The organism is Fulvimarina pelagi HTCC2506 (assembly GCF_000153705.1).
GTDB lineage: Bacteria > Pseudomonadota > Alphaproteobacteria > Rhizobiales > Rhizobiaceae > Fulvimarina > Fulvimarina pelagi.
Genome location: NZ_DS022272.1, coordinates 3,391,191 through 3,416,267, shown reverse-complemented (window position 1 = coordinate 3,416,267; position 25,077 = coordinate 3,391,191). Strand labels below are relative to the sequence as shown.

27 protein-coding genes and 2 pseudogenes are annotated in these 25,077 nt (G+C 59.0%); 13 read left to right on the top strand and 16 right to left on the bottom strand.

Translation table 11 applies throughout. The features are described 5' to 3' along the window. Positions 1 to 37: 37 nt before the first annotated feature. From FP2506_RS15850 to FP2506_RS19300, 9 genes are all read right to left on the bottom strand, one after another. On the bottom strand, positions 38 to 1,408 hold the full coding sequence (locus FP2506_RS15850; RefSeq protein WP_007068597.1) for an amidase: 1,371 nt from the start codon (positions 1,406 to 1,408) through the stop codon (positions 38 to 40). Further along, the gene (locus tag FP2506_RS19025) at positions 1,405 to 1,602 is read right to left on the bottom strand and encodes a hypothetical protein (RefSeq protein WP_040489197.1); all 198 of its coding nucleotides are present in this window, start codon (positions 1,600 to 1,602) and stop codon (positions 1,405 to 1,407) included. Before FP2506_RS19025 ends, FP2506_RS15850 begins: the two co-directional genes overlap by 4 nt. Continuing rightward, positions 1,599 to 2,372, bottom strand: a complete 774-nt coding sequence (locus FP2506_RS15840; protein WP_007068595.1) for a DUF1028 domain-containing protein — start codon at positions 2,370 to 2,372, stop codon at positions 1,599 to 1,601. Before FP2506_RS15840 ends, FP2506_RS19025 begins: the two co-directional genes overlap by 4 nt. 5 nt (positions 2,373 to 2,377) lie before the next feature. After that, positions 2,378 to 3,112, bottom strand: coding sequence for a branched-chain amino acid ABC transporter ATP-binding protein (locus tag FP2506_RS15835; RefSeq protein ID WP_007068594.1), 735 nt, complete (start codon positions 3,110 to 3,112; stop codon positions 2,378 to 2,380). Further along, entirely contained in the window at positions 3,109 to 4,836 is a 1,728-nt protein-coding gene (locus FP2506_RS15830; protein WP_081448426.1) for a branched-chain amino acid ABC transporter ATP-binding protein/permease, read from the bottom strand. The genes FP2506_RS15835 and FP2506_RS15830 overlap by 4 nt, the downstream gene beginning before the upstream one ends. An 82-nt stretch (positions 4,837 to 4,918) precedes the next feature. After that, on the bottom strand, positions 4,919 to 5,755 hold the full coding sequence (locus FP2506_RS15825) for a branched-chain amino acid ABC transporter permease (protein WP_040490130.1): 837 nt from the start codon (positions 5,753 to 5,755) through the stop codon (positions 4,919 to 4,921). 113 nt (positions 5,756 to 5,868) lie between these two features. Beyond that, positions 5,869 to 7,023 (bottom strand): substrate-binding protein, encoded by a 1,155-nt coding sequence (locus FP2506_RS15820; protein WP_007068591.1) that lies wholly within the window; start codon positions 7,021 to 7,023, stop codon positions 5,869 to 5,871. 30 nt (positions 7,024 to 7,053) lie between these two features. Beyond that, positions 7,054 to 7,923, bottom strand: coding sequence for a nitrilase family protein (locus tag FP2506_RS15815; RefSeq protein ID WP_007068590.1), 870 nt, complete (start codon positions 7,921 to 7,923; stop codon positions 7,054 to 7,056). A 345-nt stretch (positions 7,924 to 8,268) separates the two neighbouring features. Continuing rightward, positions 8,269 to 8,841 carry a cupin domain-containing protein gene (locus FP2506_RS19300; protein WP_274533403.1) on the bottom strand — a complete coding sequence of 191 codons (573 nt, stop codon included), beginning with the start codon at positions 8,839 to 8,841 and terminating at the stop codon, positions 8,269 to 8,271. A gap of 271 nt (positions 8,842 to 9,112) precedes the next feature. Here FP2506_RS19300 and FP2506_RS19605 point away from each other — a divergent pair. Further along, a pseudogene (locus tag FP2506_RS19605) lies at positions 9,113 to 9,349 on the top strand (IS3 family transposase); the annotation flags it as partial. A 136-nt stretch (positions 9,350 to 9,485) separates the two neighbouring features. Here FP2506_RS19605 and FP2506_RS19020 read toward each other — a convergent pair. Beyond that, positions 9,486 to 9,671 carry a hypothetical protein gene (locus tag FP2506_RS19020; RefSeq protein ID WP_187289091.1) on the bottom strand — a complete coding sequence of 62 codons (186 nt, stop codon included), beginning with the start codon at positions 9,669 to 9,671 and terminating at the stop codon, positions 9,486 to 9,488. Continuing rightward, positions 9,646 to 10,239: pseudogene (locus FP2506_RS15795) on the bottom strand (tyrosine-type recombinase/integrase). Before FP2506_RS15795 ends, FP2506_RS19020 begins: the two are co-directional and overlap by 26 nt. A gap of 391 nt (positions 10,240 to 10,630) precedes the next feature. On the opposite strand from FP2506_RS15795, the gene FP2506_RS15790 reads away from it, so the two are divergent. Both FP2506_RS15790 and FP2506_RS15785 read left to right on the top strand, forming a co-directional pair. Continuing rightward, complete coding sequence (locus FP2506_RS15790; protein WP_274533405.1) at positions 10,631 to 11,557, top strand: sodium-dependent bicarbonate transport family permease; 927 nt, start codon at positions 10,631 to 10,633, stop codon at positions 11,555 to 11,557. A 1-nt stretch (position 11,558) separates the two neighbouring features. After that, positions 11,559 to 11,870 carry a P-II family nitrogen regulator gene (locus FP2506_RS15785; RefSeq protein ID WP_007068584.1) on the top strand — a complete coding sequence of 104 codons (312 nt, stop codon included), beginning with the start codon at positions 11,559 to 11,561 and terminating at the stop codon, positions 11,868 to 11,870. 733 nt (positions 11,871 to 12,603) lie between these two features. Here the strand turns inward: FP2506_RS15785 and FP2506_RS15780 are convergent. Next, entirely contained in the window at positions 12,604 to 13,041 is a 438-nt protein-coding gene (locus FP2506_RS15780) for a PA2169 family four-helix-bundle protein (RefSeq protein WP_050765170.1), read from the bottom strand. A 422-nt stretch (positions 13,042 to 13,463) separates the two neighbouring features. Between FP2506_RS15780 and FP2506_RS18840 the strand changes: the two genes are divergently transcribed. The 10 genes from FP2506_RS18840 (at position 13,464) to FP2506_RS15735 (ending at position 23,126) form a co-directional block, all read left to right on the top strand. Next, entirely contained in the window at positions 13,464 to 13,634 is a 171-nt protein-coding gene (locus FP2506_RS18840; RefSeq protein WP_210160427.1) for a hypothetical protein, read from the top strand. A gap of 266 nt (positions 13,635 to 13,900) precedes the next feature. Further along, positions 13,901 to 15,142 carry a transporter substrate-binding domain-containing protein gene (locus FP2506_RS15775; RefSeq protein ID WP_244404208.1) on the top strand — a complete coding sequence of 414 codons (1,242 nt, stop codon included), beginning with the start codon at positions 13,901 to 13,903 and terminating at the stop codon, positions 15,140 to 15,142. A gap of 122 nt (positions 15,143 to 15,264) precedes the next feature. Beyond that, positions 15,265 to 16,140 (top strand): urea ABC transporter permease subunit UrtB, encoded by an 876-nt coding sequence (gene urtB, locus FP2506_RS15770; protein WP_007068578.1) that lies wholly within the window; start codon positions 15,265 to 15,267, stop codon positions 16,138 to 16,140. A 10-nt stretch (positions 16,141 to 16,150) separates the two neighbouring features. Continuing rightward, complete coding sequence (urtC, locus tag FP2506_RS15765; protein WP_007068577.1) at positions 16,151 to 17,299, top strand: urea ABC transporter permease subunit UrtC; 1,149 nt, start codon at positions 16,151 to 16,153, stop codon at positions 17,297 to 17,299. Beyond that, a complete protein-coding gene (gene urtD, locus FP2506_RS15760; RefSeq protein ID WP_040489194.1) occupies positions 17,296 to 18,030 on the top strand; it encodes an urea ABC transporter ATP-binding protein UrtD in 735 nt (244 codons plus the stop codon). The genes urtC and urtD overlap by 4 nt, the downstream gene beginning before the upstream one ends. After that, on the top strand, positions 18,027 to 18,764 hold the full coding sequence (gene urtE / locus FP2506_RS15755; protein ID WP_007068575.1) for an urea ABC transporter ATP-binding subunit UrtE: 738 nt from the start codon (positions 18,027 to 18,029) through the stop codon (positions 18,762 to 18,764). Before urtD ends, urtE begins: the two co-directional genes overlap by 4 nt. Before the next feature lie 148 nt (positions 18,765 to 18,912). Then, positions 18,913 to 19,959 (top strand): aliphatic amidase, encoded by a 1,047-nt coding sequence (locus FP2506_RS15750; protein WP_007068574.1) that lies wholly within the window; start codon positions 18,913 to 18,915, stop codon positions 19,957 to 19,959. Positions 19,960 to 20,101: 142 nt separating this feature from the next. Then, positions 20,102 to 21,223: an AAA family ATPase gene (locus FP2506_RS15745; RefSeq protein WP_007068573.1), complete on the top strand. Its 1,122-nt coding sequence runs from the start codon at positions 20,102 to 20,104 to the stop codon at positions 21,221 to 21,223. Continuing rightward, complete coding sequence (locus FP2506_RS15740) at positions 21,213 to 22,373, top strand: transporter substrate-binding domain-containing protein (RefSeq protein ID WP_007068572.1); 1,161 nt, start codon at positions 21,213 to 21,215, stop codon at positions 22,371 to 22,373. The genes FP2506_RS15745 and FP2506_RS15740 overlap by 11 nt, the downstream gene beginning before the upstream one ends. 108 nt (positions 22,374 to 22,481) lie before the next feature. Next, positions 22,482 to 23,126, top strand: coding sequence for an ANTAR domain-containing response regulator (locus tag FP2506_RS15735; RefSeq protein ID WP_007068571.1), 645 nt, complete (start codon positions 22,482 to 22,484; stop codon positions 23,124 to 23,126). 55 nt (positions 23,127 to 23,181) lie between these two features. Here FP2506_RS15735 and FP2506_RS19600 read toward each other — a convergent pair whose 3' ends face one another. From FP2506_RS19600 to FP2506_RS19595, 4 genes are all read right to left on the bottom strand, one after another. Then, positions 23,182 to 23,439, bottom strand: a complete 258-nt coding sequence (locus FP2506_RS19600) for a head-tail joining protein (RefSeq protein ID WP_007068569.1) — start codon at positions 23,437 to 23,439, stop codon at positions 23,182 to 23,184. Positions 23,440 to 23,697: 258 nt separating this feature from the next. Continuing rightward, positions 23,698 to 24,348, bottom strand: a complete 651-nt coding sequence (locus FP2506_RS15725; protein WP_007068568.1) for a 5-formyltetrahydrofolate cyclo-ligase — start codon at positions 24,346 to 24,348, stop codon at positions 23,698 to 23,700. Beyond that, the gene (locus tag FP2506_RS15720) at positions 24,345 to 24,776 is read right to left on the bottom strand and encodes a PACE efflux transporter (RefSeq protein WP_040490117.1); all 432 of its coding nucleotides are present in this window, start codon (positions 24,774 to 24,776) and stop codon (positions 24,345 to 24,347) included. Before FP2506_RS15720 ends, FP2506_RS15725 begins: the two co-directional genes overlap by 4 nt. Before the next feature lie 114 nt (positions 24,777 to 24,890). Next, complete coding sequence (locus FP2506_RS19595; RefSeq protein WP_369407263.1) at positions 24,891 to 24,983, bottom strand: hypothetical protein; 93 nt, start codon at positions 24,981 to 24,983, stop codon at positions 24,891 to 24,893. Between the last annotated feature and the right edge of the window lie 94 nt (positions 24,984 to 25,077).

Below are 25,077 nucleotides of genomic sequence, written 5' to 3'. Positions count from 1 at the left end.
AAAAGGCCTTCGCCGGTCTGCGTAGACGCGGGGAGTCTCAGTTAACGAGGTTCTCGACGATCCGAGCGAAGGTCACGACCCTCGCATCGTCGAAGGGGCGGCCCGCCATTTGGAAGCCGATCGGAAGGCCGTCACGATCGCGTCCGCAGGGAAGTGTGATCGCTGGCAGGCCCAGCAAATTCCATGGATATGTCAAGCGCCAAGCGCTCTCGAGCACGCTTTCGGTTTGTCCTGCCAGGGTCACCTCGCGCTGGCCGACTGTCCACGCCGTCACAGGCATTGTTGGGCCGACGACCACGTCGATTTCGCGCATGGCCTCTGCGAAGGTGCGAGCGAGACGTGTCCGAAAACGCTCGGCGTGAAGGTAATCTGTTGCACGCACGCGCTCGCCCATCTCGACGAGGAGCTGGACGTCGTCAGAGAAGTTCTCGACACTCCCCGTGTTAAGGGCGTGCTGGTGATAGGCTGAAGAGGACGCGAGCTCGATGGCGAAAATTGCCCCGAGCCCGTAGGCAAGATCGGGAATTTCGAACTCGACGATCCGAGCGCCAGCAGAAGCCAGTAGCTCGATCGTCGACTCCACACTGCCCGCGACGTCGTCTTGCAAAGCATCGAAGAAATGATTCCGGCAAACGCCGACGTTGAAACTGTCGGCTGGCAGAGCCTCAGTTCCCCAGATCGCCTTTGCGGGTCTAGTCGATGAACCCAGATCGTCAGGATCGGGTCCGCTCATGACATCCGAGAGGAGGGCCGCATCATCGACGCAACGGGTCAGCGGTCCGGCCGTATCCAGCGACCAGCTATGCGGCACGATGCCGGATCTGCTGATCATCCCGAAGGTCGGCTTGAAGCCCACGGTGCCGCAGAGACTTGCCGGAATACGGATGGATCCGCCAGTGTCCGAGCCGGTCGCTGCGAGACACATGCCCGCCGCTAACGCTGCCCCCGATCCGCCGCTGGACCCTCCCGGAACCCTGGTCTCGTCGTGTGGATTGCGAGCCGGGGGTGTCTCCATGCCCCAGGCGAATTCGTGCATCCGCGTCTTACCGATCAGGATCGCTCCTGCGGCACGAAGCGCGGCGACAGCCGCGCTGTCGTGTTGGGGAAAGTCGACGTTCGCGCTCGTGCCCGCCGTGCTGGGCATTTCCGCCGTCAGATAGTTATCCTTGACTGCGATCGGAATGCCGTGCAGCGGTCCCAACTCGGTCCCTTCGCGTACGGCTCGTTCCGCTTTGATGGCCTGGTGCCGTGCATTCTCGTTGAGGTGCACGAAAGCATTGAGGGTGTCGTCGCGAACCTTGATCCGCTCGAGACAGGTTTCTAGAACCTCGACGGGAGAAAGATCGCCGCGCTTGAACGCATCAGTAATTTTCGAAATGGGCAGGTTTAAGAAAGCCGGCGCGCTCATCGGTCTGAACTTTCGAAATTCGCCGGACGGAAAACGACGGCCGGATGTTCGTCGCTTAGATCGAGTTCGTGAAGCCGCCGAATATGCCGTTCAATCACCGCGAAGGCCGCCTCGATTTCTGCCGTTCGCTGGGAACTGCGTCGTTTCGAGCCGTGCGAACCTGCTTCGCGTGCCTCGTCCATCTGGTCACTCATGGCTTGCGCGATCCTCCTCCCTGTGGCCTGTCCGGTGGAGACAACAGAAGAAGGTCCATGACCTCCCGTGGAAACATGCTGGTGCCACCACGCTTCGGCATACCGGCCACGAAAGGCGCCAGTTGAGAGCTCGCAATATTGTGTGTCGCGCGCAGCCGACCCACCGGATCGGCATCTTCGTCAATGCGGAGATCCACGAGTGCATAGTCCTCGCGGCCGTGAACAAGAAGAGCGGCAGACTGCTTGCCGCGTTTGTCTCCACCGGCATTCTGCGCTGCCGAGAGGCACCTCATCAGACGCTCCGCAAGCGTGGTATCTGTTCGATTTTCGAAGCTTTTCGCCATCGCTTCGAGCACCGGTGCACCGGTCAACATGTTGCCCTGGATCGCGTAATCGAAGCCGAGCAGCGAGCCGTGCCAATGTGTGCACTCTGCACCCGTGAAGCTTGCGCTTCGACCTTGGCTGTCGACGACGCCGAGTTGACGGAGGCTCGCTTCCGCATCGGATGCAAGCGCGCGATCGAGCGCGTCCTGAGCACTTGCGCCGGCTTCCAGCGCATCGAGAATGTCCGAGGCGAGATACGGATTGATCCAGGACTGGGTTGTGACCGCCCCGACGCCGGAGCGGACATACGGACAGATCGCGCCGACCGCGGGCACCGCAGAAGCGACGGCGACACCGAGCTCTCCCGTGTGTGCGCAACGCGCTACGATGGAGTACGTGTTCGCGAAGGTCGGAGCTTGGGAGTTGGGAAACGTCGTCAAGGGCATCGTTCCTAGATCCTCAAGTGTTTCTCGAGCTTTCCAGCCGTATCTCGCCCCTCGAAGCGCCCGCTTTCGACGATCTCCCCGATCTTGAGTATCGCGAAACGATCTGCGATCGACAACGCGAAATTGAGGTTCTGCTCGATCAGAAGGATGGCGACGCCTTTACTGCGCGCAGTACGCAGGATTTCAGCCATCCGTTCTATCATTGTCGGCTGCAGACCTTCGGAGATCTCGTCTATCAGCATGATGTCGGGCCTGGAGACGATGGCGCGGCAAAGGAGAAGCATCTTCTGCTCCCCGCCGCTTAGCGTCCCGGCGCGCTGGGACATACGCTCGGTCATGCGGGGAAAGGCATCCCGGACGTCTCCTAGTCGCTGCTTGAGGAGACTGTCGCTCTCGACGCCGAGCCGCAGGTTCTCCTCGACCGTCAACTCGCGGAAAATCGCGAACTCCTGAGGCGTGTAGGCGATCGAACGTCTCGCGATCCAATGCGGCTCTGCGTTGGTAACGTCAACGCCACGAAGCTTGATGCTGCCGCTCTTCGGCTTGACGAAGCCCATTATCGTCTTGAGGAGGGTCGACTTCCCCATGCCGTTTTTGCCGAGGATGGCAAGGATCTCGCCGGCGGACAGATCGAACGAGATATCGCGTAGTATATCGCCGCCACCATATCCGGACCGCAGACGGGCGACGGAAATTATCTGCTCGGAAACTGCTTCTCGCTCAGTGCCGTTCCTCATCATGCGACCTCGGCTGCGTGTCCGGAATAGACGGATTTCACCAGATCGGAGGAGACGACTTCCTCGACACTTCCGTCGAGCACCATGCGTCCCTCGTGGAGAACGACGATGCGGTCCGAGATCTGGCGTACAAAATCGAGGTCGTGTTCGATGAGGATCACGCAGAGACCATAAGAGTTCGTCAGAGACAGAAGAACATCGCCGATCGCGGTGCGTTCAGTCTTCGTCAGTCCGGCGGTCGGCTCGTCCAAGAGAAGCACGCTCGGTTCCGTCGCGAGCACCATGGCGAGCTCGAGTCCGCGCTTCTGGCCGTGGGACAGATAGCGCGTCTCCTGATCGAGATGCTTGTCGAGACCGGTCGCTTCCAAGATGCCGAGGGCAGGCTTGGGCAGAGCGACATGGTGCGTGCGCCGCAAAAGCCTCGCGCCGTCTATGCGATAGCGCGACAACCGCAGACAGTCCCCGACCGTCAGACTGTCAAACAGACTGGTGTTCTGAAAACTGCGGCCGACGCCAAGGCCGACGACCTTCTCCGGTGACCTCTTTGCGATCTCGTTGCCTGCAATTCTGACCGTTCCCGCGGTGCGCTCGGAGCCGTTGCTGATGCAGCGCATGAGTGTGGTCTTTCCCGCTCCGTTAGGTCCGACGATGCTGAGAAGCTCGCCGGGACGTCCCTCAAAGCTAAGGTCACCGAGAACGCTCAAACTGCCGTAGCGGCATCCGAGTCCTTCGATGATGATGGGTTTTTCGCCGTTGGACCCCAAGCGCGTGACCGTCGGCGCCGGACGAAGCAGGATTGAATGACTTGCTCGTTCATCGTTCGCGTCAGCGGAGCGTCGTTTCGGTCCGAATTTCCGCCAGGCACCGGTGACGAGGGAGGCGAAGCCGTTCGGGAGAAGAACGATGACGATCACGAAGAGGACGCCGACGATGAATTTCCAAAGGAAAGGCAGGGTCCCGGAAAGATATGAGGAGGTGACGTCGATGCCGATCGCACCGAAGATTGGTCCGATCAGGGTCCCTCGCCCCCCGAGCGCGACCCAGATGAGCGACTCCGTGCCGAGCAGAAAACCGCCCAGTTCGGGCGCGACGACATTGGTGAAGGCGGCGTAGCCGAAACCCGCAGCCGCTCCGATAGAGCCGCAGGCCGTGAAAAGGGCAATCTTGATCCGGGAGACGGGAATGCCGAGATACGCGCACCGATCCTCGTTCTCACGGATCGCCACCAGGATACGCCCCAAGTCGGATCGCACGAACAGCCAGGCGAAGCAGCCGATGACTACGAGCATGACGCCAGCGATGACAAACCAGGTCTCGACCGCCCAATAGTAGGTGGGAAAACCAGAGATCCCGCTGCTCGATCCGGTGAATCGACCTCCTGCGAAAATGATCTGAACGAGAACGATCGGAAGCGCTAGTGTGATGATCGACGAGTAGAGTGGCGAAGCTCCGTGGTAGAAGGAGAGAACGCCGACCAGCCACGCCGTCAACGCCGCGGCTGCCAGGCCGATCAGAAACGCGCCGAAAAACCAGTACGGTCCGAACCCATAATGGGTGGCGACGAGTGCGCAGGCGTAGGCTCCGATACCGAAAAATGCCGACTGACCGAAGGTGAGAATGCCCGCGAACCCCCAGACGAGATCGACCGTGATGGCCAGTACCGCCAGGAAGAGCGCCCGAATAAGGACGTTTACCAGGTAGCGATCGAGGAAATAGGGCGCGATCATGACGGTGGTGAGCGCGATCAGCCCCACCAGCCCGACTAGCCAGAAGCGACGGCGGTTACGGGCGGTCGAAGAAGCGTATGAATCAGCCACCGAACAATCCTTTCGGCCGTATGCGCAGGAGAATTGCGGCGAAAACGACGATGGTGACACCGCCGAGGATTGGGCTCACGAAGGTGCTGACGACGACCTGCGCCCCACCCAGGAGAAGTGAGGCAAGGGCCAGGCCTGGAATTGCAACGCCGGAAACGAGCACAAGCATGAAGGAGTTGACAAGCCACGGAAGGCCCATGTTCGGATCGATGGAAAGCAGAGGTGTGATTAGCGCACCGGCCCCACAGGCCAGCGCAGCACCGAGCCCAAAGGTCGACACGCGAACCTTCACGCTGTCGATCCCGAGGCCGCGCGCAAGATCTTCGTTCATAATCACGGCGCGAGCGTTCAGACCAAAGCGTGTCAGATATAGCAACGCCGTAAGTCCGACGCCAAGGAGAACGGCGACAAGGACAAGTGTAAGGCGCCAGGCGGAGTAACCGACAGCAAAGATCTCGAGTGTTCCGGACATAGGACTCTCGGCGAACTGAACGCCGCGTCCGAACGCGAACACGATGATCTGAGTAATGACGATGCCCAGACCCCATGTCGCGAGTATCGCATCGAGCGGACGGGAATATAGGGGACGCACCACCAGGCGTTCCACCGCGATTCCGAGAACGAAGCCGACGAAAGCTGCGAATGGCACCGTCAGCCACGGGCTGAAGCCATAGTCGGTGACGATGTAGGCGGAATAGCCGCCGACCGTCAAAAAGGCGCCATGGGCAAAGTTGATGAGCTTCATAACGCCGAGGATGATCATCAGTCCGGCGGCAACGATGAACAGGATCGCGGATGTCGTGACGATGTCGAGAAAAAGTGCCGTCATGTCGGTCCCAATGGTGGTCGAAGGCGCGCCCGCGCCGGCGATACGCCGTGCCCGCGAAGCCGGACCGTTCGGGCAGCAAAGACGAAGCCCGAACGGTCGAAATTTCATTCAGATCAGAGGTTCGGGCACTGTTCGCCTGGATCGACGTCTTCGAAGCGCTGGATCACCGAGACGCTACCGTCTTCTTCCACTTGACCGAGATACATGGTCAACGGCGTGTGATGCTGGACATTCATTTGAATGTCGCCGCGTGGTCCCTTGTAGGAGACTTGTGGGAGCGCTTCGATGACCGCCGCTTTATCGGTCGTACCAGCCTGTTCGACAGCAGCTTTGTAGAGGTATATCGCCTCGTATTGTGGCACGGAGAGATCGTTCGGCGTTTCGAGGGCGGAGCCGAACTTTTCATCCATGGCGCTGAGGAACGCGGCGTTCTCTTCGCTTTCGATCCCAGTCAGATAGGACTGCGATATATAGATGCCGGTGGCGTCCGAACCCATATTGCCGGCTGTGCCTTCGTCAACTGCCAGATTGCCGTACGGGACATCGATGCCCGAATTCCTCATCTGCTTCGTCAAGGTGACGTTCGGAGCGCCGCCTGCGGTCGACGTTATAACGGCATCAGGGGCTTTCGAGCGCACGTCGGAAAGGATCGGCGTCCAGTCCGAAGCGTCCATCGGCAGATATTCCTCGCCGAGGACTTCGCCACCGCTTTCCTCTATGTACTGGCGAGTAAACTCGAGCATGCCGCGCCCGAATTCGTAGTCGCTTCCGATGAGGTAGAATGTCTGTGCATCGAGCTCGTTCACGAAATGATCGACGACTGGCGTGACTTGCTGTTCGGGAACCCATGCATTCACAAACATGTATGGACTACAGGATCGGCCTTCGTAGAACGAGGTGTAGATGTACGGCGTTTCCGAGCGGTTCACGATCGGGAGACCGGCGTTGCGTGCCGCGCTGGTCTCCATGGAGATTAGAACATCGACCTCGTCCTGATAGACAAGTGAGTCGAAAGCTCGTTGAGCTCCCTGAGCACCGCTCCCATCGTCAGCGACGACAAGCTCGACCTGCCGACCGAGGATGCCGCCTGCTTCGTTAATCTCCTGGGCCGCGAGTTCGCTAGACTGGACCACCGACGGCGCGACAACGCTGTTCGCGCCACTCAGGCCGACCGGAATTCCAATCTTGATCGGTTCTTCTTGCGCCGCGCCGCTCGTCGTAAAGGCAAGCGTCAAGGCTAGCCCGCTCGCAAGTGTCAGATTTCGCATGAGTTGAGTCCCTTGATGAAAGCGGCGCAGTCAGTGCCAGTCCGGGGTGGCCGCGTGCCCCAGCATTTCGCCGTAGAGATCGGTTCGCCGATCTCGCACGATCTGATTGAAGTCGTTCCAGTTCCTCTTGCGTCTCGCCTCGCCAAGGTTGATCTCAGCGGAGATCATGGCCGGCTCATCGACGCTTGCAGGGCCTGCGACCGGCCAGCCCGTGTGGTCCACGATCAGGCTTTGTCCGATAAAAGGCTGGCCTCGCTCCAAGCCGACCCTGTCGCAGGCGGCAACGACGAATGAGTTCACATGGGCGGCGCTCATGCAGAGCAGATTGGCCATTGCCGGCAGGCCATCCGGCTGTCCCGGCATCGGAACCCAATTGGTTGGAACGCAGACGATGTCCGCGCCGGCGATCGCCAGCAGACGCCACGCTTCCGGGAACCAGCCGTCGTAGCAGATAAGCACGCCAAGGCGGCCGAAGGGGGTATGAAAGATCGGGAAGTTGCGGTTTCCTCGCTCGAAGAAGAGAGCTTCCTCATCCCAAAGGTGATTCTTGCGGTAAGTGCCTAGTATGCCACCAGGACCGACCACCACGGCGCTGTTGTAAAGCCGGTCATCGTCCCGCTCCAGAAATCCCGCGACGATGTGAATTTTGCGTTCTTGAGCCAGTGCGGCCCACGCCTCAATAGTCGGCCCACCTGGCACTGTCTCGGCAAGAGCATAGGCTTCACTTCTGGATTCGATGACGTATCCGGATTGGCAAAGCTCGGGAAGTACCACGAGGTCGGCGCCGTTGTCGGCTGCCTCGGAAACAAGAGCGATGCTCGTCTCACGGTTACCCTCGATCTCTCCAATTCTTGGTTCGAATTGGGCACAGGTCACGTGGATCGTCGATTCTCCTGCCATAGGTGCTTCATTCCCGATTATTGCGTTCGGCTTTTTAGCGCCGGTGCGGAAGAGACTGACGGAAACGGAGGCGCTATTCAAGTCACTTGAATGAGTTTTTGCATTTTTTTTAGACTTGCATAAATTTATGGCGCTTTGGCTCGCGATCTGCCGAGCTTTTGACCGCGTTCGAAGAAGTTCGTAAGCGAACTCATCGCGACGGGGCCGCGAAATGTTGACAGTGTGGCAAGCTCCTCGCGATCAGTGAGCTTCCAACCTCAGTCGCGAAAAGATGCGACGGTTTCGCTCGTCTGTTCGCCGCTCCGCTACGGGAAAGACTAAAAATCGCCCTTCGATCGAAGCCGTTCAGAAGCTCGGCGGAGTGTTAACCCACAGGATGCGCGCGACGCGGTCGCCCTCGTTTTTGTAGGAGTGCAGAAGCGTTGAAGAAAAAGCGAATGAATCGCCGGTTCGAAGTCGGTAGGTTTCGTCTGCGACTGTAATGGTGAGCTCGCCTTCTAGAACAAAGCCCATCTCCTCGCCCACGTGACTGAAGGCTCCCTCCGTCGATCCTCCAGGCTCGACGATGTGAATATTAGCTTCCAGCAGGCTCTGTCTCGACATGGGCGGCAGACGCTCAAGCCGGATCGCAACCTCCTCAGACGCCGCTCCGACATTAAGGATCGGTCGCTCACCTTGCCGATGAACGACGTCCTCTGGCTTTGAATATGTCTCAAAGAAGAATGCGATGTTGACATGGAGCTCGTCCGCAAGTTTGCGGAGCATAGTCATCGTCGGACGGACCTTGGCAGTCTCTATCTTCGACAGCATACTTTCAGAACAACCGACGGGCGTCGCGAGCTGCTTCAGAGAAAATCCGTGTATTCGCCTCAGCTGACGCAGTTTGGCGCCTATGCTCTCGTCGATGCTCTGTTTCACTATCTGCTCTCCCGCGGAGACTGAAAATAGAGGTGCGGTTAATGGCTTTAGTCTAAGCTGGCTATCTACGAACCAGAGGATCCAAGGGTCTGGGCATTTTTTGATGCGATTCCAAGAAGCCTTCCGCCGCTTGTAGCACCTTCAATTGAGTGCTTATCGGCTGATGAACAAGTGCCGTACATCGCTGGAATTGGACCGTTCTGAGCTGGAGTTTTCCAATTATGATCCCGTAATTCTGACGAGGGATTCCGTGTAGCAGTCGAAGTACACCGAAGCGCAGATCACCTTTGTTTTGAAGGATGCCGACAGGGGCACTGCCATTGCTGAGGTCTGCCGGAAGGCCGAGATCGGACGCGACCTGCTCCAATTGGCGCAAGCGCTACGGGGCACGATGTTCTCAGAAGTGAGAAAGCTGTGGCAGGCGGAGGAGGAGAACACGAGATTAAAGCGGCTAGTCGCGGATCTCTCACCGGATGCGGCGACTCTTAAGGATGTGCTATCAAATTGAGGCCACGCAGCGCCTCCGTTTCGAGAGTGTTGCCGTAAAACTGAAGCGTGCGCGTCGTTGCCAATTGGTGGACGAGGTCCGGGAGATTTGGAAGGTAACTATCGGACGCGCCTGCTTCGCCATGGAGGTCGGTCGTTCACTCTACGCCTACGAGGCTCGGCGCGACGATCAGGCTGCCCTGAGCAAACGGATCAAGGAAATCATAGGGACACATGTCCGATAGGGCTATCGCCGTGTTCACGTTCTGCTGCGGCGTGAGTAATGGGCCGTGAACCCGAAGCGAATTCACAAGCCTTTCAAGGGGATAGATTTTCAGCTGCAAGGTTACTCTCTATCTTCGTATGACCAAGAAGGATCTGAACCGCTCGCAGATTGCCAGTCGCTTCGTAGATGAGACGCCTTCGTCCTACGCAGCGAATGCGTCCCGTAATTTTACCTCCGCAAACCGATCGCGGTCGCCCGTTTATCTACCAGGCGTGCATATTGACGGGTGCTGATGTGGTCTGTCGCATCAATTCGGCTCGGGAATGCATATCCGTCGATCATTCCGCCTCGCAGTTCAAGCCAGACGAGCAGACTTGACCGTGCCGGCTCAAGCAGTTCGAACTGGGCAGGCCGTTTTGTTTTTCGCTGTACGACGATCGCTCGCGTCCGGATCCGGTCACCCGACGTTAGATCGCCGATCTTGACCTCCACCACAACGCATTCGCGAAGTTTGCTATCGATGGCAAGATCGAAGATCGCACGGTCGCGGATCCGTTGTACGCGATCCAGCCAGAAGCGGATCGCCCAAACCTGTTGCGGCTTCAGGGCTCGCTTCGCACCAATTGGCCATCGAGCATACATGCTCAACAAGCCATGCCCGCCGGATCATACTGGGAATGTTCCATTATCCTTCTCCTTCGGCCGGAATGGCCGAAAGGGAAAAATGGAAAATCCCAGCGACGATCGGACGGGCAGATAGCCGACGGACAGCCTTTCGGCATGGCCCGCGAGTAGCTGCCGTTTGGGCGCGGGCGAATGCGAAACGATTGGCCTGCGCGTTGTCTGCGAGTACCCAGGTCTTCGTTCGGACACACGTCTCGCTAGAACCCCGACTCTAAGCAAACTGGAATTCTGAGAGCGAGCTTATTCGGCTGCCGATTGTGCGAGGCGATCCTTGGTATCGAATGTGCAAGGATATTGCTGTGCGATTTAAAGTGTCGTAACGGGCACCAATTTCCAACAACCCGGATCGGTCAGTTGCTCGACTTGGCAATCGCGAACTTGCTGTCGCCCATCGTGCTGTCGTTTGTTCTCGGAATGGCAGCGGCATTGGCGAGATCAGATCTCTCGGTGCCCGAAGCCGTGGCCAAAGGAATTTCGATCTACCTGCTGTTCGCGATCGGATTCAAGGGCGGCGCGAGCCTTGCCTCGCATGGCATCGATCTCACTCTTGGGCTGAGTCTCGGCGCGGGTATCATCCTTTCTTTTGTCCTTCCACTCTTAGCCTTTTCGCTTCTACGCGTTCTGTCGGGGATGTCCCGCATCGACGCCGCAGCAGTTGCCGGGCATTACGGATCGATTTCGATCGTGACCTTCGTTGCGGCAACATCGGTTCTAAGCGATGCGGGAGTTGCCTCCGAAAGCTACATGGTGGCCGTAGCAGCTGCCATGGAAGCACCGGCGATTCTATCGGCACTTTGGCTGATCTCCCGCGGTTCCGACAACGCCGAGATGAATTCCGATCTCTGGAGAGAAATTCTCCTGAATGGATCCATCGTCCTCCTGCTCGGCTCATTCGTGATCGGCATGGCAACGGGTCCGGAAGGGCTCGCCAAGATCGAATCCTTCATTGTCTCACCCTTCCAAGGTGTACTCTGCATATTCCTTCTGGACATGGGCCTGATTGCGGGACGAGGCCTTCGTCAGGCAAATGTGCTTGATCGCGGCGCGGTCGTCTTTGGATTCGTGATGCCGCTGCTCGGAGCATCTGCGGGCCTCTTGGCAGCGCTTCTCGTCGGGCTTTCGACCGGCGGCACAATGCTCCTTATGACACTGTCCGCTTCCGCTTCATACATCGCTGTACCTGCGGCGATGCGCGTCGCGGTGCCCCAGGCCAACCCTTCGATCTACTTGACCTTGTCGCTTGCTGTGACCTTCCCGTTCAATTTGGTTCTTGGACTGCCGATCTACCTAGCAGTCGCTCAAATGCTGACTGGAGCCTGATATGCAAAAGCACGAAGCCAAGCGGGTCGAGATTATGATCGAGACCGTGATGCTCCGACGTCTGACGGAAGCTCTGCAATCAGCCGATGTGACGGGGTGGTCAGTCTTACCGGTTCTCGGTGGCTCGGGACGATCGGGGACCTGGAGCCGCGAAGGTCAGATCAGCCGTGGAACGGGAATGGTGCAGGTAGTCTGCCTGATAAGGCCCGAAAAACTCGAACCATTGCTGGAAGCGGTGTACTTAGTGGTCGAGCGGCATATCGGAGTGATCAGCGTGAGTGATGTCAAAGTTCTGCGCGCCGAGCGGTTTTGAAGCAACTGTCCGGCGATAACCGCCCAAATTCATCATCACCAATCATGAGCGTTGTCCGAGTTCGATAGAGGTTGTAGCGAGATAGCCCAGCCTGCCTTAGTCTGAGCGATACGATCAGTATCGAATATGCCCCATTCCCTGCGGCACTTGGATCTCGCCAAGATTTGCGCCGGATCTCTCCGGGCACATCTCGTCCTGAATGCCGATCTGGCGATCGTCGCTGCTGGCGATTTCTATCTGCGGACGACCGACCGGACGCGATAGTGGATCGTCGGTCGACGGATCCTCAATAGGTTTCCCAGAAAACCGACGAGGCGGGTACAGTCGAACTTGGGCCGATCGAGGTCACGCTCCAATATTTCCCGACGACCCCGTGGGACGCATGAGATGAATGTGGTTCAGTACGACATCCCGCGTCTGTCGGACGAAAGAGGCGGCTTTCAGTAGCGCTACCGGACGCCGCTTTATTCACTGATACTGAACCAGGACGGAGAGGTCAGCTGTTTCATACACGCCGCTGGACGTCACCAAGAGCGTCCTGACTTTGTGGCGCGTCTCCGACGCTTTCGAGCTAACGGCTGCCCAGCCGAATGACTGGCACATTGTCTTCGATCTCGAATACCGGAGCTTGGACAACCTCTCTACGTCCGTCCATTGCCTCTAATCCTCAGAGCTGGACGTCGTGCTTCGGCGGAGGAACGCGATGTTTCCCCCGCCGTGAACAGCAAAGGTGTCAGTCGAACTGATCTTCCAGCCTGTCGGTGAGCCGCTCGCCGGCGCTGATCTCGGTATGGGCGCGCTGAACGACCGACCGCGTCTCCGGCGTGAAGTCGGCACCGTCGAGGGCTTCGCGAAACTTCTTCTCGATGTAGTCTTCGCCTTCTTCCACTCGCTCGACGGCCGCCTTGTTGCTGTCCTGAAAGGCGTCGGCGAGGCCGGTGAAGGCACGATGTGCGGCACCCATGGTGCTGCCCTTCTCGCGCCGCTCGCCGCCGAGTCGAACGATTTCCTCGTTCAGTATCCGTATAGTTTCCCGGCGCTTTGCGGCCTGATCCCGAAGCGTCTGTTTCAGTCCTGCGTTCTTCGCCTTCTCGGCGGCGGCTTCATAGCCCAACGCGCTGTCCACAGCCGTATCGGTAAGTGTCTGAAGAGTTGAGAGTCCAGTTGTCACGGGCATACTCCTTCACGGATCTGCATGAGTTGCCGGACTGAACGGCGGACTGGAAGAAAAGATCCAGCTTGCGAACCCGAGCAGGCCAACGCGCACCTCCTCACAGGGGCCCGCTGACGAGAAGATCACCACTAGTCTCATTCTACGATGGCTTGAAAAGTTTGATCGGACGAATTGATTCCGTCGGTGAAAAACCATTCTCCGAGCGTCTTCGATCGTCATCTGTTTTCCCTGCCTTTAGTTTTTAGGATCTGTGTTCCGCTCGTCTTTTGCAGAACTTGGCAGCGCACTTTGTATGCCAGCGCCCTCATAATGGCGAAGGTCGTGCGTTCTTCCCTCGCTTTCATCAACCAAAATGCTCCAGCTAAACGATGAGCCAACTCGAGAACCGCCATGCGGGCGGCCCATCGAAGGGCGAACGCATGGCTGTCATCTCGCCGCTCTTCACCGCATCGATTCAGTTGCGGGTCAGTGCGCCTGCTTCGCCTTCCATTAAATGTCTCGAACGCGAGAAAGGACAGTTGCCTTACGGCTTAGCGCAAGTATGCAAGGATAACGCCGAAATCTCGCCCGCAACACCAAAAGCAAAATGATGTTGGAAATTTGTGGACCGACGAAACGCTTGACTTCAGCTTTCCAAACTCGCCGAACAAAATAAATGCAGAAAGGGCTTGCGTTGCAAATTTAGTTGTGTCTAGTTTCACGCAAGACGCCGAAGATCAACAGTGATCGCCGGTTTATATCGGGCATCGAAGCCCCTCAGTCTGCTGTCAAAGATGACAGTTCGCTGGGGGGTTTTTTTGTGTCTATCGAAAACTTTGGCAAGCGCGACGACGTCGCGGTGATGGAGGCTTTTGTCTTGAAACGACGTACCTTTCTGAAGAATGCAAGCGTACTCGGTGCAGTGACGACTACGGGATTGTTCGCGCCATCCATCCTCCGCACAGTAAAGCCGGCGATGGCGCAGGGCGCTGACTTGCCGGTCGGCCTTCTCTTCTCGCTCACCGGCTCGGTGGCGGTCGTCGAAAAGACACTGCACGATGCTTCTATGCTGGCGATCGAGCAGATCAACGACGAAGGCGGCGTCGCCGGACGCAAGCTCAATCCGATCATCGAGGACCCCGCCTCCGACCCGGCGACTTATGCCGATCGCGCACGACGCCTCGTCATCCGCGACAGGTGCATTTCCGTCTTCGGCTCCTACACCTCGGCAAGCCGTCAAGCGGTGCTACCGGTCGTCGAGCAGCGCGACAACCTCTATTGGTATCCGACGCTCTACGAGGGCCGCGAATGTTCGCGGAACGTCATGTATGGCGGCGCGGTACCGAACCAGCAGCAGCAGGAATTCGTGCCCTGGCTCGCTGAAAAGCACGGCAAGCGCTTCTATTTGATCGGCAACAACTACGTCTATCCGCGCGAGGAGAACAACGTCTGCAAAATCCTGCTGGATCGCCTCGGCGGCGAGGCCGTCCATGAAGAATACGTGCCGCTCGGCCATTCGGACTTCTCTTCGGTGATCAACCGGATTCGCGCCGAAAAGCCGGATGTGGTGTTCTGCACGCTCGTCGGCGACTCCGACGTCGCCTTTCAGCGCCAGTTCCACGCCGCCGGGTTCGATCCGGCCGAGACACCGGTCGCGAGCCTCACTCGCTCGGAGATCGAAGTCCAGGCAATGGGCGGAGATGCCGCAGCCGGGCACTACTCGTCCGCCCCCTATTTCATGTCGTACCAGTCGCCGGAGAACGAGGCGTTCGTGAAGGCCTATCAGGACAAATACGGCTCCGACGCGGTGACGCACTTCGTCAGCGAAGCTGCCTATTTCCAGGTTTTCCAGTTCAAGAAGGCCGTCGAGAAGCTCGGCGATCAGGAACTCACCGCGCCGGCAATCCGCGATGCCTCCGTCGGCGTCTCGGTGGTCGCGCCGCAGGGCGAGGTGGTGATCGAGGAGAACCTCCACACCTCGCTCTGGCCGAAGATCGCCCAGTGGAACGGCGATGGTCAGGCCGAAATTCTGGTGCAGTCCGACGATCGTGTCTCACCGGTCCCTTACTGGGCCTATGAAGGCTCGACCTGCACGGCAGAGGGTCTGAAGCGGGCCTGACGGGCCGCGCCCAACCCAAGCTTTCGACCGGCGTCAGAACCGTTGCGGCAGAGGCATGATCGCCTCTCGCCGCCACGGGGCCGGTGTGCCCGCAACCCGAGCCTTCAAACACGGATGATCCGATGGATTCGGCGATATTCTTCAATCAGCTCTTCGCGGGCCTATCGACTGCCTCGATCCTACTGATGATCGCGGCGGGCCTTGCGATCATCTACGGCTCGATGGGCGTCATTAACCTCGCCCATGGCGAGTTCGTGATGCTGGGAGCCTATGCGACCTGGGCGTTGCAGACCTTTTTCGGGCTCGGAATGCTGATCAGCCTGCCGCTGGTCTTCGTCGCCATCGGGGCGGTGGGATGGCTGATCGAGAAGGGCATCGTCAGCCGTCTCTACAATCGTCCACTCGACACTATCCTGGCGACATGGGGCGTCGGGATCGTCCTCCAGCAGGCGATCACGCTCGGTATCGGCAGCCAGTCGCGCTTCGTGCAGCGGCCGGAAATCTTCGACGGCAATCTCTTCTTCGGCGATCTCGTCATCTCGAACTATCGCCTCTTCATCCTGGGCGTCTCTCTCGGCATGCTGCTCGTCACGTATCTTTTGCTGACGCGCACCGAATTCGGCACCAAGCTGCGCGCCGTCATCCAGAACCGCGAGATTTCCGAGTGCTACGGTATCCGCGCCGAGCGCGTCTACGGGCTCACCTTCGCCTATGGCGCGGCGCTCGCGGGCATAGCCGGCGCGCTGGTAACTCCGCTGATTTCGACGACGCCCACCATGGGGACGACGCTGGTCGTCGATGCCTTCCTCGTCGTCATTGTCGGCGGCGTGGGAAGTCTCGTCGGAACCGCGCTCGCATCCGGCCTCATTGGCGAAGCCAGCGCGATGCTGTCGATGATCTTCAACGATACGACAGGCCGCATCCTGCTCCTCGTCGCCATCATTCTGCTTATTCGCTTCCGGCCGACCGGCCTGATCCCCCAGACGGTCCGAGGCTGAGGTAAGACACGTGACATCCACCCTGCGCAACGACTTCCTCTCGATCGCCGCATTCGCCGCGCTGATCGTCCTCGCCGTGCCGCTGTTCTTCGGCTTCGACGGTTACGAGCTCAACACCTTCGCCCGCTATCTTTGCCTCGGCATGGTGGCGATGGCTCTGGCCCTCTCCTGGGGCACCGCCGGCATCCTCAATCTCGGCCAGGCCGCACCCTTCGGCCTCGGGGCCTACATTATGGCCATGCATCTGAAGCTCATGAACAGCACCAGCATGCCGGGCGGCATGCCGGACTTCATGGGCTGGATGAACATTGAGACGCTGCCCTGGTTCTGGCAGCCGTTCCACTCACTGGGTTTCACGCTTCTCGCAGGCCTCCTGTTCCCGGCCGCAATGGCCTTCGCCATCGGCGCTTTCATCTTCAAAGGCCGTGTTTCGGGCGTCTTCGTGGCGATTATCACGCTCGCCGTCCTCGTCGCCATCCAACTTCTCTTCGTTGAAGAACAAGGCTATACCGGCGGCCAGAACGGGCTGACGGGGCTCGCCCTCCTGACGATCTTCGGTGTGACGATCGACAATTACAGCCTGAATTTCTACTACCTAGTCGCGGCCTCTCTCCTCATCGTCACGGTGCTGGCAACGATGCTGAGCCGGTCCAAGGCGGGGCTCGTGCTGAGAGCCGTACGTGAGGACCCGAACCGGGCGCGGTTTCTCGGCTACGACGTCTCGAACTACGAAATCCTCGTCTTTTCAGTCTCGGCGGCGATCGCAGGCTTTGCAGGCATGCTCTACACGCTCGTCCTGCAATTCGCCTCGCCCACCTATATGAGCGTCTCCTTTAGCCTCTCGATCGTCATCTGGTGCGCGGTCGGCGGACGGGAGTCCCTGATCGGCGCTGCGATTGGTGCGATCGTCGTCAATATGCTGGAAGGCCGCCTCTCCGACGTCTTCGTCGAGGCCTGGCTGATGGTGCTCGGCGTCCTCTTCATTGCCATCGTCCTCTTCTTGCCACGCGGCCTCTACGGACTCGCCGTCTCCGTCCTCGACGCGATGCGCAGCCAGGACAAGGCTAGGCACGGCACGACGGCGAAGACTGGGGAGCCCACCCGGCCGGGCGAAAGCGCCTCGACCTCCCCAACCGCTTCCCTGAGTGCGGGAGAGTGACCATGGCGCAGCTCGAAATTCGCGATCTCACGGTCGATTTCGGCGGCTTCCGCGCCGTCGATGGTCTCAACCTCAACGTCGAAAAGGGCGAACTTCTCTGCCTGCTCGGACCCAACGGGGCCGGTAAGTCGACGACGCTCGATCTCATCTGCGGCAAGACGCAGCCGACATCGGGAAAGGTCGTTTTTGACGGAGCGACGATCACCAATCTGCCGGAGTTCAAGCGCGCCCGCCACGGCGTCGGCCGAAAGTTCCAGATTCCCTCGGTCTTCAAGCGCCTGACGGTGCGGGAGAACCTCGAACTCGCCCGCTCGCAGCGGCCCGGAGTCTGGGCGAACATCACACGCATTCTCGCGAAGCCCAGCGAGGCGCTAGAAAAGATTATGGAGACCGTGGGCCTCACCGATCAGCGCCACGTCCTCGCCGAGAACCTCTCGCACGGCCAGACCCAGTGGCTGGAGATCGCGATGCTGCTCTCCCAGGATTGCAAGCTTCTGCTGATGGACGAGCCAACCGCCGGTATGACGGCCAGCGAGACCCAACGCACCGCCGCGATCCTCGAAAAGCTGCACGGCGAGCGCACGATCGTCGTCGTCGAGCACGACATGCAGTTCGTCCGAAAGGTCGCCCGGCGCATCACCGTCCTCCACCAGGGCAGCGTCCTGGCGGAAGGCTCGATCAAGGACATCGAATCCAACCCGGAGGTGCGCTCGGCCTATCTCGGCCATTGAGCGCTCTCGCCCGCGACCGTCTGAAGGAGCCCGACATCGTGCTCGAAGCCCGCAATCTCTACTCCTATTACGGCAAGAGCGTCGTCCTGCAGGACCTGAACTTCGATCTGGAGCCGGGTTCGATGTTGGCCGTCCTCGGCCGCAACGGCGTGGGCAAGACGACGCTTCTGCGCACGATCATGGGCCTCACCGACCGCACCAAGGGCGACCTCTTCTTTTCCGGCGAGCCGCTTGGCGATCGCCGCACCGACGAGCGGGCGATGATGGGCATTGGCTACGTGCCGCAAGGCCGCGAGGTGGTCCCGCGCTTCACGGTCGCCGAAAACCTGAAGATGGGCACGTTCGCGCGCAAGGACGGCAAACGCGCGATCCCCGATAAAGTGTTCGATCTCTTTCCGATTCTCAAGGAATTCTCCGAGCGGCGCGGCGGCGATCTCTCGGGCGGCCAGCAGCAACAACTCGCGATTGGGCGCGCGTTGGCAATGAACCCAAAGATGCTGCTGCTCGACGAGCCGACAGAGGGCATCCAGCCCAACATCGTCCAAGAGATCGAAGAGGTCATCCAGACGCTCAATGTAGAACACGGACTTACGATCGTCCTTGTTGAACAGAACATCGATTTCGCCCGGCGGGCCTGCGATCGATTTCTTGTCATGGACAAGGGGCAAGTCGTCGTGTCCGGCCGTGGCGAGGATCTGAACGACGAGATCGCGAACAAGCACCTGACGTTCTGAGGCGAAGATGATGATCGAAAGCGCGATTGAAACGTCGGGACACGCAATGGGCAGCGATGCGGGCGGAACCGTCGCCGGTGCTCGGAAAAGGGGATCACGCACCCCCGTTTGGCAACGACCAACAAGGTCAATTAAGGAGGACTGAACCATGAGACATGGTGACATTTCCAGCAGCAACGACACGGTCGGCGTTGCCGTCGTGAACTACAAGATGCCCCGACTGCACACCAAGGCCGAGGTCCTGGAGAATGCCCGTAAGATCGGCGAGATGATCGTCGGCATGAAGCAGGGTCTCCCTGGTATGGATCTTGTGATCTTCCCGGAGTACTCCACCCACGGGATCATGTACGATCCGAAAGAAATGATGGAAACGGCCAGCCAGATTCCTGGCGAAGAAACCGAAATCTTCGCAGAAGCCTGCCGCAAGGCAAACACCTGGGGTGTGTTCTCGCTGACCGGCGAGCGCCATGAAGAGCATCCCAAGAAGAGCCCCTATAACACGCTTATCCTGATGAACAACAAGGGCGAGATCGTCCAAAAATACCGGAAGGTCATTCCCTGGTGCCCGATCGAGGGATGGTACCCGGGCGGAGGTACCTTCGTCTCAGAAGGGCCAAAGGGCCTCAAGGTCAGCCTGATCATATGCGACGACGGCAACTATCCAGAGATCTGGCGTGACTGTGCGATGAAGGGCGCCGAACTGATCGTACGCTGCCAGGGCTACATGTATCCTGCCAAGGACCAGCAGGTAATGATGGCCAAGTCCATGGCTTGGGCGAACAACTGCTACGTCGCAGTTGCAAACGCGTCCGGCTTCGACGGCGTTTACAGCTATTTCGGGCACTCGGCCATAATCGGTTTTGATGGACGAACTCTCGGCGAATGCGGCGAGGAGGACATGGGCATCCAGTACGCCCAGATCTCAATCCCGGAAATCCGCGACGCCCGTGCCAACGACCAGTCTCAGAACCATCTCTTCAAGCTGCTCCATCGCGGCTACACCGGCATCCAGGATTCCGGTGACGGCGATCTCGGCGTCGCCGATTGCCCGTTTGAATTCTACCGGAACTGGGTGAACGACGCGAAGAAAACGCAAGAGAACGTGCAGAAGATCACGCGCAAGACGACGGGCGTTGCTCAGTGTCCGGTCGGAAGCCTTCCGACCGAAGCGCCCGAGCGTGAAGCAGCCGAATAGGCCCATCATCGATCTTGAGGAAAGCCGGTCCCGACGCAAAATTCGGGGCCGCAGCCCGTACCGCGACGCCATGTGGTGCGGGCATGCACCATAATTAAACGCCTAAGGGAAACGAGCGAACGTGCCCTTTATTAACGACAGGATGGCCGCCAACGAAAGCGAGCGGCTCGACAGACAGGCATTAGCCGCCGAGCGCGATCTGGCGAATGTCCCAAATCCCTATGATGTAACGAAAACCCAAGGGTCCCGATTCGGTTTTGATCTCGCCGCGATCGATGCGCATCTGGCCGAGGAAATCATTGGTCAGCACGAGGCACGCGCGCTGATCTGCGAAACACTTGAGCTGGCGCTTGCCGATATCGGCGATCCGCGGCGCCCGCTTGCCACCTGCCTGTTTCTCGGGCCGACCGGTGTCGGTAAGACGGAAATTGTGAGGGCTCTGGCACGCGCACTTCACGGCGATGCGGACGCGCTGTGCCGGGTCGACATGAATACGCTATCGCAGGAGCACTACGCCGCGTCGCTCACCGGCGCGCCGCCGGGTTATGTGGGCTCCAAGGAGGGCTCGACGGTGTTCGATCAGGACCTGCTCGAAGGTAGAGCTGGGCGTCCCGGCCTCGTGCTCTTCGACGAATTGGAAAAGGCGAGCCCTGAGGTGATCCTCGCACTCCTAAACATTTTCGACAATGGGCTGATGACTGTCGCCTCGGGCGGCAAGACCTATTCCTTCCGCAAGGCGATCATCTTCATGACGAGTAATCTCGGCACGAAGGCGATCTACGGTGCCCAGACTGCCACGCTGAAGGAGAGAATCGGCCGGCTAGTCTCCGGCCAAAGCTATAGGACAGCAGGCGAGATCGCTGAGAATGAGCTTTTGAATCGGTTTCCGCCAGAGTTCGTTAACCGGATCGACAGGGTTCAAATTTTCAACCCCCTGCGCGTTACGCAGGCTCACGAACTGATTGGCGCCGAAATCCGCAGGATCAACAAGCGGCTGGAGCGCCGCGGCGTCCAGCTGATACTTTCTGAGCCAGCGATCGAGCAGTTACGCGAAAAGGGTTTTGATCAGAAATTCGGCGCGCGCGACCTGAAGCGCGAATTGCGAAAGGCAATCGAGATTCCCTTGGCCCGTCACATCGTAGCATGCGAAGGAAAGTTCAGTCCGGCCGGCCAGACGGTCTGGCTGAGGGCTGTCCCCCTGAATGGTGTGATGTCCTTTGACACGATAAAAGACCGGCCCTATCGGAGCGCGAATGACGACTGAAGAAGATGGTTGGAAGGTCGGTGTCCTCTTCGCGCATGAAGGGGTGACTCGGCTGATCGAGCGGTCCCAATACCGGGGCGTGCTTTTGGCCATTAACGAGATTAACGAGGCCGGCGGCGTTCTGGGAAGGAAACTTAAGCCTGTAATTCACGACCCTCGATCGATTACATCCGAGTATGGACGACTTGCCCAGAAGCTCATTCTGGAAGACCGGGTGAACGTGATTTTCGGCTGCTATACCTCGTCGGCGCGCAAGGAGGTGCTGCCGATCGTCGAGCGCCACAACGCCCTGTTCTTCTACAGCACGCTCTACGAGGGCTTTGAGTATTCCCCAAACGTTCTTTATGGGGGGGCAATTCCGAACCAGAACAGCGTACCGCTGGCCCGTTATCTTCTGAATAACTATGGCCCGCGGTTCTATTTTATAGGCTCCGACTACATTTACCCGCGCGAATCCAACCGGGTGATGCGCAACATTCTACGCGAAGGAGGCGGTGAAGTCGTTGGCGAACGCTACCTGCCGCTAGTAACGGACGCTTCGGCGATCGCGAATGTCTTGGAGGATGTGCGAGAGATTCAACCAGACGTCATCTTCTCCACCATGGTTGGTCAGGGCTCGATCGATCTCCACCGATGCTTTGCCGAGGCCGGCTTCGACTCTAAGACCATGCCGATTGGGAGCCTGACGACGAACGAGGCCGAAATTGCCGTCATGGGACCGGAAGTCTCGGCCGGTCATATCGTTTCGGCTCCCTATTTTCAGTCGGTCGAAAGTGCAGCCAATCGAGGCTTTTTAGATCGTTACGAGAAGATCTACGGTTCGTATCAAGATGTCACGAGTTGCGCGGAAGCGGCCTACACCCAGGTGCACCTCTTCGCCCAAGCGCTGCAGACAACGCAGAAGCTCAGCACCGACATGCTGCGAGAGGCGATTCTCGGCTCAGTCTACGATGCGCCACAGGGCCTTGTGCGTATCGATCCCGATAACGGCCACGCCTATCTACAATCTCGTATCGCGATGGTGAATGAAAAAGGTCATTTCAGGATCAAATGTGAGAGCATTCGGCCGATCAAACCTGACCCATATCTTGTGCACCCTCAGTTCAACGATTGGAGCCTGAAAATGCGCGAACCACGAACCTCCAGCTGAAGCGCCTCGGCGCAACCCGATCGTATCGCCCCATGATTTCTAAAGCAGTGGACGAAACCCACGAAGTCTTATTTCCACTGGTTTGCGAACGCCCAGGGGGAGGTGCGGGTGAGCGGTGACCTGATTGATGGCCTGCGTGATCTCAACGTGCTTGTTGTTCAACCGCACGACGGATCGACCGAGGAGCTGCTGAAGCAGATCGGGCGCATCGGCTGCAATGCGACGGCAGTCTGGCCATTTCCGCAGTCGATTCCGGACGGAACGGACATGATCTTTATGGAGATCACCCACCCGCTCGACGCAAACGCGGTGCGTCTACTAGGAGTGGAAAGCGTCGACGCGCCAACGGTCGTCGGCATCATCGCCTACGAGAATCCCTCCGTACTGAAGGGCATCATTGACCTGAAGATCGATACCGTTCTTGCCAAACCGATCCGGCCCTTCGGCGTGTTGAGCCATATGCTAATGGCGCGTTCGGTCTGCCTCGCCCGGCGCAGAGACGAAGAAGAACTTCAGAAGCTGCGCAGAAAGATACAAGCGATACAAAAGATCGCCGACGCCAAGTTCATCCTTATGCGGCATCACAGCATCAACGAGACCGAGGCTTACAAGATCATCCGCAGCCAAGCGATGGCCAAGCGCACCTCGACGCTAGAGATCGCCCAGTCGGTAATTAATGCAGAAAGCATCCTCTCCGGCATGGCGCCACATGACCTCACTGCTCGAATGCAAAGCCAAACGGATGAGGACTAAGCCGCCATCATCGCGACGACGTTGGGATCGATGTCGAGCCCCAGATTCATCACGGTCACGCTGGACACAAGTCCGCGGTCCAGATTATCCGCTCGCGATTGCGGACGGGCTCGCCCTGAATGAGGAAGGCGTTGCCCTCGATCTCGATGAGGTCGCCCGGGTGCGGGCTGAGGCACCTCGGCGAGACGCAGAAACAGCCGAGTGGTACGCGAAACCAGCCATTCGCTGCGGCCCACTGCGCACAACGGGGTTCGAAGCCGACCTTGTTCTCATTAGCAGCGAAGGTTCCCTTCCTGCCTGCTCCGACGAACATTCTGAAGCGAGCGGATGTCCGCTCTACAGGTGTTCAAGATCAGCTTCTAACGACCGACATGGGCGCACAGCTGTCTGGAAAGTGTCGTGAGAGTCCGCCGTGATTTTGGCCCTGTCGACCACGCTGGGCGGACACCTCGGGACTTGCCAAGCGGGACGCATTAAGAAAACCGAATATCTTCGTGCCCTAATTGTCGGCATCGGTGCTGTTCTGACGATCGTGTTCTTCGTGATCTGACCGCAGGCTTACATCACGCCGCTATCGTGTCAGATGTGTTCCGTCCGAAAGCAGCACCTCTGTCATTGGGAAGTCCCAAGGCATCGGATAGATGGTCGGCAGGCGACATTCGGCAAACCCAACACCGATAGTTCGCGGGCGCGGTTCGAACTGAGACAGGGTCCGATCGTAATACCCTCCGCCATTTCCAAGGCGGTAGAGGTTTTTGTCGACACCGACAAGTGGTGCGATCACGATGTCGGGCACACATGCCTCGCCCTCAGCGGGCACGAGGATTTTCCAAAAGCCGCGAGTCATTCGGCTATCCGGGGTCCAAGTGCGAAACTCGAGCGGTGCCTGTTCTTCGACCACCACCGGAAGCAGGACGCGGGCACCGGCGGCATCGGCGGCGCACATCCACGGGCGCAAGTCCGGCTCTCCTCGGATCGGCCAATAGACGGCGACAGTCATGCCGGTCTCGAGACTGAGGATCCTGTCCAAACCATCGATCAGGGCTGTCGTCGCCCTCGCTCGCTTTTCCGAAGACAATGCGCGCGCTGCAACAAGCCGCATCCGCTCAGCGCGGCGGAAGCGCGCGACATCTCGTGCTGTTTGCGGATCGATCGGATGCCCATCGACCAGAAGGTGGGCAAAGCAGGGGGGCTCGCCTCCATCGGTATTGTCTTCCGTCATGCGGCTGCCCGCCCTGTTTGTTGTGGCGGGAAGAGGATATCGTAGCCCCATGTGAAAACGAAGGCATAGACCATGTAGAAGGCCGCGAAGGAGATCTCCATCACCAGTGCGGCAACCAGCGAAACCTCGAGCCACCACGCGAAGAGCGGCAGGAGAAGGACAAGGAGGGTTGCCTCGAAGAGCACGGCATGGACGGCACGAAGTGGAAATGTCTTGCGGACATCACCGCGACGCCAGTTCAACAGGTGATCGAAGCTGAGATTGAAGAGGTAGTTCCAGGCTGTCGCGGCCGTGGCGCCGAGCACCACCAATAAGCCCATGTCTACCGTCGGGTGATTGAAGGCCCAGGCAAAGAGCGGTGTGACGATCAGTATGCCGATAAGCTCAAAGCTGACGGCCTGACGGATTCGGTCTGTGGTGCTGCGCATGGAAGGACTCCGATTGTTCGCCGGGCCGTCCCGCGTGTTGACCAGTTCGCCGAGTGAGTTCGTCCTCACCTGGCGCAATGATGAGCACCATCTGCTGTCTTTTCAACCCGGGCCTTATGCCGCCAAACGCTCTTGCGCCCCACTAAGTAACAAGCGGAGGATGTCGGAGCGCGTAAGGATGCCGACGAGGCGCCCGTCTCGCGTCACAGGAACGACCTCGCTTCCCTATGCCGCGAAGCGGCCAAGGAGCGCGCCGACGAGCAGGTCATGAGGCGCCGCACTGAATCGTAGCCCGCAGCGT